Genomic DNA, 13,540 nt, shown 5'->3' with positions numbered 1-13,540 from the left:
TTAGAAAGTTTACTTAAAAGTAATATTACTTCTTCGCGTTTCTTTCTTTAACTTCAGCGATTACTTTCTCAGAAACACTGTTTGGACATGGGCTGTAGTGAGCGAATTCCATAGAGAACTGACCACGACCAGATGTCATTGTACGTAGTGAACCGATATAACCGAACATTTCTGAAAGCGGTACGTCAGCCTTGATACGAACACCTGTTACACCAGCGTTTTGATCTTTGATCATACCGCGACGACGGTTAAGGTCACCAATTACGTCACCAACGTTGTCATCTGGGCTGAATACGTCAACATTCATGATAGGTTCAAGAAGTTGTGCACCCGCTTTTGGCATAGATTGACGGAAAGCGCCTTTCGCTGCGATTTCGAACGCAATTGCTGATGAATCCACTGCGTGGAAAGCACCATCAGTCAATTCTAGTTCAACGTCAAGTACAGGGAAACCAGCAACAGTACCAGTATTCATCATGCTCGCGAAGCCTTTCTCGACTGCAGGCCAGAATTCTTTAGGTACGTTACCACCAACAACTGATGACTTGAACGTGAAGCCTGAGTTTTGCTCACCAGGACGAATAACGTAATCAATTTTACCAAATTGACCAGAACCACCTGATTGCTTCTTATGCGTGTAGCTATCTTCAGTAACTTGAGTGATAGTTTCACGGTAAGCAACTTGAGGTTCACCAACAACTAGGTCAACACCGTAAGTACGCTTAAGGATGTCAACTTTAATGTCTAGGTGAAGCTCACCCATACCTTTAAGGATGGTTTCGCCTGAATCTTCGTCAGTTTCTACGCGGAATGATGGATCTTCAGCAATCATTTTACCGATAGCGATACCCATCTTCTCGCTGCCGCCTTTATCTTTTGGCGCAACAGCGATAGAAATTACTGGCTCTGGGAATACCATAGCTTCAAGAGTACAAGGATGTTTAACATCACACAGAGTGTGACCCGTTTGCACGTTCTTCATACCAACGATAGCGATAATGTCACCAGCTTGAGCTGAATCTAATTCGTTACGCTCATCTGCTTGCATCTCAACCATACGGCCAACACGCTCAGTTTTACCTGTAGCAGAGTTAAGGATGGTGTCACCCTTCTTAATGCGACCAGAGTAGATACGTACGAAAGTTAGGGCACCAAAACGGTCATCCATAATCTTGAATGCAAGCGCTTTTAGTGGCTCGTCTGCAGACACGATAGCGTGTTCGCCAGTCTCGTTACCTTCTTCGTCGGTAAGTGGCTGTGGATCAACTTCGTCTGGAGCTGGTAGGTAATCTACAACAGCGTTTAGTAGCAGCTGCATACCTTTGTTCTTGAACGCAGAACCACAGTATGTAGGGAAGAATGCTAGATCACGAGTACCTTTACGGATGCAACGGTTGATCTCTTCGATAGATGGCTCTTCGCCTTCCATGTAAGATTCCATTAGGTCATCGTCTTGCTCTACAGCAGTTTCGATTAGCATTTCACGGTATTCTTCTACTAGGTCAACCATGTCAGCTGGAACATCTTCGATCTTGTAGTTTTCAGCTTCACCAGTCTCGTCCCATATCCAAGCTTTACGAGTTAGTAGGTCAACAACACCTGTGAACTCATCTTCGATACCGATAGGAAGAACCATTACTAGTGGAACGGCAGCTAGAACGTCTTTAGTTTGCTTTACAACGCGTAGGAAGTCAGCACCCATACGGTCTAACTTGTTTACGAAGATGATACGAGCAACTTCAGATTCGTTCGCATAACGCCAGTTGGTTTCTGATTGTGGCTCAACACCACCAGAACCACAGAATACACCAACACCACCATCAAGAACTTTCAGAGAACGATAAACTTCAACAGTGAAGTCAACGTGGCCAGGGGTGTCGATAACGTTAAAACGGTGATCGTTCCAGAAGCAACTTACAGCAGCAGACTGAATGGTAATACCACGCTCAGCTTCCTGTTCCATGAAGTCAGTTGTAGATTCACCATCATGAACTTCACCGATCTTATGAATTTTACCGGTTAGCTTAAGGATACGCTCTGTTGTGGTGGTCTTACCCGCATCAACGTGAGCGAAGATACCAATGTTTCTGTACTTTGATAAATCAGTCATTTTTCTACTCTATTGGAGTTACGTTCTAAAATTCGGGGGGAAGTATATCAATACTTTTAGAATTGTTTTATAGATTTTTATTAAAATCATTCAAAATTGGCCATTAACCGCAGATTTTTTATGTCGTAATAGAAAAACAACTTGCTCCAAAGCCTTGATAATCGTGGTCTTGAACGATTTGTGTACTGTGTTATTAAAGTGGGATTTTGTTTATATCATTTTGTTTATAGGGTTGCGTTTGTCATGACTGATAGTTTTATTATGTGCTTTTATTCGGTTTTATGGACTAGCCTAACGATTAAACGGGTTTTATACCGTAAGGAAGCAAGCGCTCAGTTAACTTTTTTGTTATTGTCGCGGTCGATAGTTTTTAGGCGGTGATCTTACCGTCTGCCGTTTAGTCACACATGGAGTAAATAAGTGTCTATAACTCACAGCGAAAGCATGGTAGTACTCAGTTCATTAGCGTGTCGAACTAACTTCACCATTAAAAAGATCACCGAATATATGTTACCGGCATTCAAAGAACCGTTTTATCTACATGGAGCAGATAAAGAGTGTCAAGTTGTAATAAGGCCTGCCTACGAGGTGTTTCTAGCCGATCTTTGTTCTATAGAGGGCGTTGTTCATAAAGAGGGCTATTTTCATAATAGCGAAATGACCCGCTTTCCAAAACGTGTGCAAAAGAGTCTCAACGGTATCCACTACGGTTTGGCGTTTAAGTTTAACGATGCTGACGCATTAACAGGATTCATTAAGCGTTTAATCGCGATTAATAGTGGCAATTAAGTTAGTGTTGCAGATGGACAAGTCTGATATACGAGAAGCTTTGGTTGCGCGGCTAAATACGATGAAGTTGGCGGCTATGAGGGCGGCTAATCAAGCTCGTGAAACGGCGACCCATAGCGAAACCGTTGCTAGAAGTAAGTATGAAACCTTTAGTTTAGAAGCATCGTACTTGGCCCATGGTCAAACGCAACGGGTGGAAGAGTTTGCACGGTCACAGCAAGCATTTAGTGAGCTGACGTTAAGAGAGTTTGATGTGAACACGGCTATCGCGTTAAGTGCCGTAGTGGTGATCCTTGATGAAAAGGATGTTGAGCAAACCTTATTTATTGGCCCAAGTGGAGGCGGTGTGCGCTTTAGTGTAACGAGCAACGTGGGGACTGATGTCGAGATCATGGTTATCACCCCTGTATCGCCACTAGGCGCAGCACTAATTGGCGCCCTAATGAATGATGTTGTCACGATAAGCATCGCCGATACGATAAAGACCTATGAGATAATTCAAGTCTTCTAGTACTGCGTAGCTTAACCAGGACTTATCAACGATATAATTTAACCTTGCTATCAGTCGATTTATCAGTTTTCACTTGATTAACATGGACTACGCGTTAAATTAACGTCTTAATAAAGGTTAACGATAGATGCGGATAACGAGTTTTTAATGCAATCGAATTTTAGCGTGCTTGTGGGCAGTCAGCCCAAATCGTCTGGTAACAGGTGGAGGAAGCTACCCTACGCCGCTGCAATGGTATTTATCGCACTTGGAAGTAAAACTACATTGGCTCAAGATCTTGAGCCGCGTAGTTATACCAATATCCCCATTGATACCAATTTTTTAGCCCTTGGATACCTTCATTCTGATGGCGAAGTGGCACCGTCGCCAGGATCGGCGATTGAAGATGCACAGTTGTCCATAGACAGTGTTGCAATTGGGTATGCCAGAACGTTTGCTTTGGCGGGAAGTAGTGCAAAGTTTGATATGGCTGTTGCTCGCAGTTGCTTTGAAGGCAGTGCGAACCTGAATGGTGAGCGCATTGAGGCTGACCGATGTGGCTATACCGATCCGATCATTAAACTGACATGGAATTTTTTTGGCGCGCCTGCTCTAACCGCTAAATCTTTTGCTAATTGGAACCAAGACATTGTCATCGGTACCAGCTTAGAGGTTGCCCCGCCATTGGGCAGCTATGATCCCGATAGATTACTCAACGCTGGAACCAACCGTTGGACGATTCGACCTGGTGTCGGTATGTCGCAAAAGTTAGGGCGCTGGTATTATAATTTAATGTTGTCGGTGCGCCTGTATGGTGACAACGATGAGTATTTAAAGCGTGGGACGTTGAGCCAAGCTCCACAATATAACTTTCAAGGCCATCTCATTTACACCTTGGGGCGAGGTCATTGGCTATCTCTCAATAGTAACTATTTTATTGGTGGCGAAACCACCAAAAATGGCGTTGATTCAGGGGATGATCAAAACAACTCTCGTTTTGGTGTGACTTACTCTTTTCCCTTGGCAGCTCATCATAGTATAAAACTCAACTACAGTACTGGGGTGATCACCCGTTATGGCAATGATTTTGAGTCCTTTGGCGCTTATTGGCTCTATCATTTTTAACAAAAAGCCAGTCGAGAGACTGGCTTTTTATTTGGGCGAAGTGATTCACTGAGTGTTAATTACCGTTTAAGCGCCTCGGTTACAATTGGATAAGCATCCCATACTGCTTTATCCGTCATTGAGCGCACAAGTTTAACGTACTCGGCATGAGTCCAGGCAAGAGGCGTTGCCGAGTTTGTGCCTTGCCCCATCTGATAGTTAAATCGTGTTGGATTGCCCACACCGTCCCATGCTTGTTCTGGCAGCATCAGCCCCTCATTGGCAAAATACTCGATCCCTTTTACATAGCGATTGAGCAGCTGCTGGTGACGTTCTTGGCTTAAGCTGTTGTCGATAAGTGCATTTGCCAATTCAAAGTGACCACGTTCGCCAGTAAAGAAGGGCCATACACGACCTCGTTGACCTGGGGTGTTGCTGCCTTTCTCAGCATAACTCGCGCCCGTGTGCACATCTTCGCCATAGCCATCATTGCCATAACGTCTAAAGCCTGGGATCTGTTGGTTATCTTGGGTGGTAAATTGATATTTTACTCTGAGATTATCATCCAAGTTAGTGTTGTCGATAAGGGCCAGCGTCTGCTTAACTGTGCTGTCATTAGCACTGCGAACTCCATATCTGACGAGTTCTAAGAAGCCACCATCGAGGATCAAGCGCTGGTCTAAACCCATCCGGCCATTGTTGTCGGCCAACTTAACATTGCTATTTGGTTGACCAGTTGGCGCAAGACGAAGAAAGTAGGGCGCTATTGCAGGCGAGTCATTGGCATCTGTCTCGGTTAATCTCCCTTGGGTTGTGACCATTAAGTCATCGATTTTTGCGGCCATCTGTTTGGCTGTTTGCAAATATTGGGCGGCTGCTGCTGTGTCGTTACTTTGTGTGGCAATCTCGCTGGCGGCCACCAGACCTGCGACGACCGCTGCCGTGGTGGACGGAGAGTAGCCTTGTTGCTCTTCCCAGCGTTCCTGTTGGGTTTTTAGTGGGGTTATGTGAGTGTTGTTCCAATCTAGCTTAACATCACCTCCGGTCACTAAAAATTCGGCAGCAGGTTTCAACATGGTTTTATACCAGTGGCTGATTTCGCTATCAGTTAAAACGCCTGCCTGCCAAAGCTTCCAGCCAAGCATGATAGGCATTGCGGTTTGATCAAGCTGCACGCCTACCCACTCAATTTCGCCGTCGACATGAGTCTTTTGTAAAAACCACCCAGGCACACCTTGGTAGCCAGGGGTTTGTGATGACACTTGGACTTTCTTTAGGTACTCAAACGCAACTTTTGGGGTTTGAGTATCGCCCATGGCGAGAAAGGCCATAGCGCATTGGTAAAAGTCACGCGGCCACACGGCCTTATAGCCTGTACTCCCGTTAACGGCTGACACAGTATCACCCCAAGGGTTGGACAAGGACGCAATCAATGCCCCCGCATGGGTTTTGTCTTCTTGCGCTTTAAGAACCAAAGCACTGGCATACAGCAGCTTACCGCCATCGGTGGTATTCGCTGTCATGCTGGGTAGTGCGTCAAGTGAAGCTAAATAGTCTTGCCAGCCTAAATTGTCCCCCTCACCGTTATAGGCTGCCAAAACCTTTTTATAGCCACTGGCTAAAGTCGCTTGGGTGGTGGCGATGCTACTGGCTTGATCTTTACCAAAGCCAATAACAAAAGTTGAGGTCAAACTCGTCTTACCGTCGGTGCTGACATCCAGTGTCGGCAGTTGTGCTGTGAGGGCAACATTACCTATTTGGGCGGTCTTACCTGAGGTGCTTTGATATTGCCAATCCATCTCACCGTTTTGCTGCAAATCGGTGAGTCCATCGGATTGTCCAACAAAGCCGGCACTGGCTTTAATGAACGGGGTATCGGCTTTAATACTGATCACGCTTGAATCCGCTTCAGCGGTATAGGCAAGTAGGGTGCTGCCATCTCGACTTACAGTGGCAATGTCGTTTGCCCTGCATTGTCCACGTGGGGGTTAAGATATAAATATGGGGTGATCCCAGATTCAAACGCGGTAAACATCACTTTCATCATCAAGGCATCGCGATCGGGATCGGTGAAGAAGTGCTTCTCTATTTGGTACTTACCCTCAATATCTTTATTTACCACTTTGTAGGCTAATGAGAGGGGGCGACCTTGGTCATCTTTGTAGAGGTAATCGATGCTGGTGATAGTGTTATCTTTTTCTGTATCAATAAAGCCATTGCCCGTAACAATAAATTGCGCTTCTTTTAGCTGCGCATTATGGATAAGACCAAACATGGTTTCGGTTAATATGCCTTGGGCGAGCGAAAACCAGACCCGGCTAACTGGGTTATCGACACTATCTTGGTATTCACCGGCATGCTGTGTTGTCGTAACATAAGGCTCAAATGAGGTGCCTATTCCCGTTTTGCCAGAAAACGCCCAAGTAGGCAGATCACCGGGCGCGCCAGGTGCAATAAGGGGAGGCGTGGCATTTTTGGTTTGGGTGCTAGAGTCCGCACCACAAGCACTGAGCAGGGCGCTCAATGAGATGGCGATAAGCGATCGGCTAAAAAGGGTTGGCTTGATAGTCATAGGGCTATTCCATTGTAATGGTTATGTTACCAATCACATCGATAAAGCGAGTATTTTTAGTCGCGGTATCAGGACGGCCAAGAACTGTTGACTGCTATTATTAAATAAGCTGTTATAACAGTGTCTACGGCATCCTACTCGCTCATTGTTGCTTTATATATGCGGTTGATTTTATACGGCAAGCAGACTGTTAATCTGCAGCATTTGATGAAACAAACAACACACTTATTCCTGCCAGCAGCATAAAACTTCCGCCCATAATGAGCGCAAAGATCGGCTTACCGTCGAAAAAGGTATTTAAAATTACCCCCAATACACTCGCAGCGAGTAACTGAGGGATCACAATAAAGAAGTTAAAGATCCCCATATAGATCCCCATCTTGCCAGCCGGTAACACATTGGCCAGTAAAGCGTACGGGATAGATAAAATTGAGGCCCAAGCGATACCTACACCTATCATAGGGATCCATAATAGACTGGGGTCTTGAATAAAGTAGAAGCTAATAAGGCCGAGTCCACCGCAAAAAAGATTAATCAAGTGGGTTAACTTGAGCCCAACTGCCATGGCTAACAACGGAATGAGTATCGCCGCTAATGCGGCAAAGCCGTTGTATGAAGCGAACAGCATGCCCACCCAATCTGCGCCGTCGTTGTAGGCTTTTGACAACACATCTTGAGTGCCGTAGTGGTAGTCGGTTACTGCTGCTGTGGTGTAAATCCACATGGAAAACAGTGCAAACCATGAAAAAAATTGTACAAACGCCAGTTGGTGCATCGCTTTTGGCATGTGAAACAGCGAATCGACTACGCTAAATACCATCCCTTGTTGGTGACGATTGGCGTTGCTCGTTTGTTTTAGTCGCTGACTGCAATACCACTGCAGTGGACCAAAGGCAAAGAGTCCTATGGTTAGAATATAAAGCTGCTTGTCGAGTGCGTTTACCATAACGATGACAGTGAGTAACAGACCAAGTACGCTCCAAATGATGGCCGCTTTACGATAGGCCTGCCAGCTACGGCTATAGACTTGTTCATTGGTGATAGGGCTATTTGACTCAAACTCAGCCAGTTGTTCCGGTGAATACTCTTTAGTGGTCAACACAGTCCAGCAAACCGCGACTAACAATACAGCACCACCAAAGTAAAAGGCGTAACGCACAGAATCGGCAATTTCTCCTGCCGGGGCCGTATTGGCGACATCAAAATAGTTAGTCAATATATAGGGTAAGGCCGATGCGACCACAGCGCCAATGCCAATAAAGAAGCTTTGCATGGCATAACCTAAGGCACGTTGACGATTAGGCAAGTTGTCACCAACCAGTGCTCTAAAAGGCTCCATGGCGATATTGATTGATGCATCCATGATCCACAACATCCCTGCGGCTACCCACAAAACTGGAGAGTGTGGCATAACGAAAATGGCTAAGGTGGTGCAGATAGCACCAATGAGGAAATAGGGGCGACGTCGACCTAGGCGCCCCCATGTGTTGTCGCTCATGTAGCCAATAATAGGCTGAACCAGCAGGCCGGTAAGTGGTGCGGCTATCCATAGTATTGGGATCTCGTCGATTGACGCACCCAAAGTTTGAAAAATACGGCTGACGTTGGCATTTTGTAGGGCAAAACCAAATTGGATGCCTAGAAAGCCAAAACACATATTAAAGATTTGCCAAAAGCTCAGCACTGGCTTAATACGCAGCGGTTGTTGAGCATTAGATTGAGGTTCAGACATCCATTTTTCTCTTGTTATTGTTAATTGTAAGGCGTCTATATTGGGCCGTGGAGTATCCACGTGGTCGTTAGTGTTTGTGACAGCGCACAGCCACAGGTCAAAAAAAGAGCGAATACACGCTTCCCTCAACGGGTATTCGCCAAAAACTAGGGATCTACTTTCTCAAGGCTAAGCCGAGATGAGTAGATAGAGACACTAGTGCTGCTCAAACTAAAGTCAAAGGATGCGCTGTTAATTTGAGTAGATTCGACCTGGTCAATTTCACCAATACAACACAAAATGAAATTTAACACCTTTGCATGTTAACCTTGAGACGATTTCTGCCACAACTGATTACATACGTATTCATCATTATCTATTAACCAACGCGCAGCCTAATATTAACCTTTGGGCGTTGGCCACAGGAGTTTGCGTTTTAATGAAGTTAAAATTTAGCGTGTTATTAGCATCTTGTCTGGTGCTTTTGGGCTGTAATACCGCAAAGCATGGCTCGTTCATCGACAAGACATTTAGTTCGGTATCGAGTAACGGATTACTATGGCTGGGTATGGTTAATGGCTATAGCTGTCAAACCAATATATTGTACGTGTTTCCAAAAGGTGAGGCGGCTTCGACGTCCAATGCTATTGAGGATGCGAAAAGGCAGTATCCACACACCGTACTATTAGCCGATGTTGCCATTGATGATCGCGTTGAAATTGGTTTTGGGTATTCGGTGCAATGTATAGTGGTAACAGGCAGTGCTTACGGCAGCGCAAGCCATTAGCTTACGCTGCTGGATAAAAGATTATTGACTAAAAAAAGCGCCCGCAGCACCAGGGAATACTACCGGGCTGGTATTGCCATTATTTCCGACAGCAGCCACACCAAATAGATAGTTGTCGATAACCAAGTTGTTAAAGGTAAATTGCCTGACATCGCCAACATATCGGCTGTAGCGCCATTCACTGTCAGTGGTTAATCGCCAATAGACACGGTAACCCGTGACGGATGAACTGCTTGATGGCTGCCAGGTTAAATGAGTATCGGCAGAGACTTGTCCACTTATTGTGACCAGCTTCGGCGGAGTTGGCGCCCAAGCCATGGATGCAAGGCTGATGGCATTGAGAGCCGTTAATTTTGCGGCAAACATAGGGTCAACGCCTTCAATGACATCGCCATAGGCAATACCATTTTCTATCCGGATATCCTGATGCTGGCGGTGGTAGTTTTCGTTGGTTTCCATGATCCGCACCGCGGGCAGTCCTGCTTTATTAAAGGGCAGATGGTGACCACCTCGACCAAAACGGTCAAGACGATAGATAAGCTGAACATCGAGGTTAGTCATATATTGATCGGCAAGTGATTTTATATGGCGCGCCACGTTACGTGAGGCCGAATCGTTCTCTCCACCACTGAAATAGCGCTCTTTTGCTTCGCTTGGTGTTTCTGCAATGCGCACACCTTCAGAAAAAACCCGCACAGTCTGATTACTAACAACGCCGTTTATCCCTTCGATATTGCCAATCATGTCGTTGTTTAGCACCGCTTCGACTTGCCAGCCTTGTTGCGTAGCGTATTCGGCCAACTGAGCACCGCCATATAAGCCTTGCTCCTCGCCAGACAGGGCAGCATAAACAATGCTGCCTTCAAATTGATATTGAGAGAGCACGCGTGCTGCCTCCAATGCCCCCGCTACACCAGAGGCATTATCATTAGCCCCTGGTGACAGTGACGTCGCGTTCATGACATCGGTGACGCGAGAATCGATATCACCACTCATGATGACAACGCGTTTGGGGTCGTTAACACCTTTTTGAATGGCAATGATATTGACCACTTCGGTAGCATTAGGAATGCGTTTACCTGAGACATTCGCGCTGACTTCTCTTACTTCTAAACACTGGCCGCACTGGGCTGATATGCGTTCAAATTCTGCCTTGATCCAGCGCCGAGCAGCGCCAATGCCTTGGGTCGTTGAACTTGGGTCAGATAAGGTGTGGCGGGTGCCAAAGTCTACTAAAGTTTGAATATCCGCTAAAAGGCGATTGGGTTGTGGTGCCTCTGCGATGTCGTACAGGCGCAGATCTTCACTCGAAGGCGCTTTCATCGGGGTTACAGGTGTTTGTGCTATCGCCGCGGTACTGAATATGAGTGGCGAAAGCATCAACAAACGGGATAGGTTTTTCGTGTAGAGTCGGTGAATCATCATTACCTCGTTATGGCTATTTTTTATTATTGTTGCTGTGCATTGACGCTGCGAATGTCATGACAATTCGCGGCTTAAAAATTCACCACCTACAGTAACAAACTTTTTATTGTAATGGACAATCAATCTAGCGCGGTACGGTTAAAAAATGTGGCAGTAAAAAAGCGTAGTTGGACGTCAAGCAGGCAGTAAGAGATAGGGATAAACGTCAACATTAGATACCGCTACGTAGCGTCAGCGGTATCTATTGTTGGCGAGTTTTTTAGTTTATGGCGACATGGGAGAACTTGCAACGCTCGCTCAGCACTTATAGTTCAAAGGCGTTAGTTAAGTGCTTTGAAACGAATAGCACTGCCGCCACTGCTGGCTAGCTTTAACGTTAGGAGGTCACTTGCGTTAACCCGTCGATGTTCAATTACATAGTCGTAAGGTGCTGTTTGCCAATTTGCTTTATCTCCATCACGGTAGATTTGCGCTTCATACTCGGTATCTGTGTCCAAGAAGTCCAATCGCACTTTTACGTTACGCGGTTCATCATCAGTGATTGCGCCTAAGTACCAATCTTTACCTTGGCTTTTACCACCGCGCTCTTGGCGAGCAAACACTACATATTCTCCCACTTCGCCAGCAATCGCTCGGCTTTGGTGCCAATCTGTGGGGACATCTTTGATGAATTGGAACGCTTCTGGATGTTTTTGATAGTTACGCGGTAAATCCGCCGCCATCTGAATTGGGCTATACAGCACCACATAGAGTGCCAGTTGTTTTGTTAGGGTGGTTTGTACCCGATTAATCGCATCTAAACCCTTCGGCGCTAAGTCAAATATACCAGGGGTGAAATCCATCGGCCCTGCGAGCATTCTAGTGTAGGCAAGGGTGGTGGTGTGCGAGGGATTATTAGGGGGTGTGCCCCATGCGTTAAACTCTTGTCCGCGAGCACCTTCACGACTTATCCAGTTAGGGTAAGTTCGGCGTAGTCCAGTATCTTTAATGGGTTCATGGGTATTAATACTGATTTGGCGCTTGGCGGCTTGAGTAACACTATAAAGGTATTCATTGACCATAAACTGGCCATCATGCCATTCGTGGCGAGTAACGCCCTGTTCGTCAACCCGTTTTATGTCACCGCCATCGGCCACATACCCAGTTTTAACTTGTGAGACCCCGTTGCGTTGATAAAGATCATAAGCATTATTCATCTGTTTTCGGTAGTTGGTTACCGATCCTGATGTTTCGTGGTGACCAATTAGCCTCACGCCTTTGCTTTTCCCATAGGCGGCGATCTGGGGTAAATCGAAATCGGGATAAGCCTCTGTAAAACTGAACACATCACCGTTATGAAACCAACTCCCATCCCAACCTATATTCCAACCTTCAACTAACACGCCTGCAAAACCGTTGTCGGCGGCAAAGTCCATGTAACGTTTGGTCTCTTTGGTGGTTGCGCCGTGTTTTTCACCAGAGCCCCAGGTGTTCTCGTTTAAGTGCATGCCCCACCAGATCCCCACATACTTACTCGGCTCCACCCAATCTACCTCGCCTAAGGTGTTGGGTTCGTTCAAATTTAGGATTAAATCAGAGTTGAGTAAGCCTACGGCATTGTCTGATATTTGTATGGTGCGCCATGGCGTGACAAACCCTGCTTCAGTTTTGACTTTTATGCCATCTGACCATGGGGTTAAATTGGCTTGCAGTGTGCCATCTCGGCGTTGATCGAGTGTCATGGCGGCGTAATCGACTAATGCTGCTTCATGAATACTCATGTGCACACCACTATCGAGTTTAAAGGTAAACGGGGTATGTACTCGATCGATTTTTGCTATCGAGGATGTTTGATAAAGGTATTCGTAGCGATTCCACCCTCGCGCAGGTATCCACCATGCGGTTGTTTTGTCAGGATTGGGGACCACAAACTCAGTGAGTTCTTTGGTGATATTTAGCTTTCCAAGATGGGCTTGCTTTGGCACGTGATAGCGGAAACCAAGCCCATCATCGAAGGCCTTAATTTCAACGGAGAACGAATAGCGTGCGTTGCTTAATTGAACCAGGATGCGATTATGAACGTCATCTATCCACTCGCGCTCGCCCCAAGGTTGCTGCCATCGGTCAGCCGTCTTTGTGTGCACAACCTTGGTGATGTTAAATCCTTCACCAAATTCACCTAAGGATTGAAAAACGAGTCCAAGTGATGACGGATTAATGACACTTTGGTCTTGGAATGTCACCTGATAGTATGGGCGTACATCATCATCGCTTAATGTTACCGTTATCTGTTTGTCTGGCGATGTGACCTTGACACTTTTTGCGACGGCATGGCCTGAGGAAGTCGCGAGACCAACGCTGGTCAACAACGTCAATGTTAGCGCAACAAGGTTTTGTGGTAACAGCGAAAAAGGTTTTTTCAACTGCTTGGTGAGAATAGGGCCCATAGACACTCCGTGGTCAGGAATTGTTTTGGCCCATGGTAGAAGCTAACATAGCGTAGTAGCAATTATCTGCATACGTATTCACGTGTCCTAGGCTTAAGTGCCATTTTTTGTGTTAGTGGAGTGGGT

Annotated in this window: 8 protein-coding genes and 1 pseudogene; 4 read left to right on the top strand and 5 right to left on the bottom strand. The window is 46.0% G+C overall.

Annotated elements, in window-relative coordinates:
* Nucleotides 1-25: 25 nt before the first annotated feature.
* Nucleotides 26-2,110, bottom strand: a complete 2,085-nt coding sequence (gene fusA / locus L876_RS0100310) for an elongation factor G (protein ID WP_028761942.1) — start codon at nucleotides 2,108-2,110, stop codon at nucleotides 26-28.
* Nucleotides 2,111-2,530: 420 nt separating this feature from the next.
* Between fusA and L876_RS0100305 the strand changes: the two genes are divergently transcribed.
* The 3 genes from L876_RS0100305 (at nucleotide 2,531) to L876_RS0100295 (ending at nucleotide 4,514) form a co-directional block, all read left to right on the top strand.
* Nucleotides 2,531-2,899 (top strand): hypothetical protein, encoded by a 369-nt coding sequence (locus L876_RS0100305; protein ID WP_028761941.1) that lies wholly within the window; start codon nucleotides 2,531-2,533, stop codon nucleotides 2,897-2,899.
* A complete protein-coding gene (locus L876_RS0100300) occupies nucleotides 2,889-3,410 on the top strand; it encodes a GreA/GreB family elongation factor (protein WP_248674425.1) in 522 nt (173 codons plus the stop codon). Before L876_RS0100305 ends, L876_RS0100300 begins: the two co-directional genes overlap by 11 nt.
* A 147-nt stretch (nucleotides 3,411-3,557) precedes the next feature.
* Entirely contained in the window at nucleotides 3,558-4,514 is a 957-nt protein-coding gene (locus L876_RS0100295; protein WP_245687038.1) for a transporter, read from the top strand.
* 59 nt (nucleotides 4,515-4,573) lie between these two features.
* Here the strand turns inward: L876_RS0100295 and L876_RS20810 are convergent.
* Together L876_RS20810 and L876_RS0100285 are read right to left on the bottom strand one after the other, a co-directional pair.
* Nucleotides 4,574-7,065: pseudogene (locus L876_RS20810) on the bottom strand (glycoside hydrolase family 15 protein).
* Between the two features lie 190 nt (nucleotides 7,066-7,255).
* Entirely contained in the window at nucleotides 7,256-8,797 is a 1,542-nt protein-coding gene (locus L876_RS0100285) for an MFS transporter (protein WP_051412822.1), read from the bottom strand.
* Nucleotides 8,798-9,215: 418 nt separating this feature from the next.
* Here L876_RS0100285 and L876_RS20805 point away from each other — a divergent pair, with 418 nt between their 5' ends.
* Nucleotides 9,216-9,563 carry a hypothetical protein gene (locus L876_RS20805; protein WP_051412821.1) on the top strand — a complete coding sequence of 116 codons (348 nt, stop codon included), beginning with the start codon at nucleotides 9,216-9,218 and terminating at the stop codon, nucleotides 9,561-9,563.
* Between the two features lie 21 nt (nucleotides 9,564-9,584).
* Here the strand turns inward: L876_RS20805 and L876_RS0100275 are convergent, their stop codons facing one another.
* Together L876_RS0100275 and L876_RS0100270 are read right to left on the bottom strand one after the other, a co-directional pair.
* Nucleotides 9,585-10,985, bottom strand: coding sequence for a M28 family metallopeptidase (locus L876_RS0100275; RefSeq protein WP_051412819.1), 1,401 nt, complete (start codon nucleotides 10,983-10,985; stop codon nucleotides 9,585-9,587).
* Nucleotides 10,986-11,308: 323 nt separating this feature from the next.
* Nucleotides 11,309-13,414 (bottom strand): glycoside hydrolase family 97 protein, encoded by a 2,106-nt coding sequence (locus L876_RS0100270; RefSeq protein ID WP_051412817.1) that lies wholly within the window; start codon nucleotides 13,412-13,414, stop codon nucleotides 11,309-11,311.
* Between the last annotated feature and the right edge of the window lie 126 nt (nucleotides 13,415-13,540).

It is taken from the genome of Shewanella colwelliana ATCC 39565 (genome assembly GCF_000518705.1).
Classification (GTDB): domain Bacteria; phylum Pseudomonadota; class Gammaproteobacteria; order Enterobacterales; family Shewanellaceae; genus Shewanella; species Shewanella colwelliana.
Note: the sequence above shows the minus strand (reverse complement) of the source record. Positions and strands in the feature narration are given on the sequence as shown.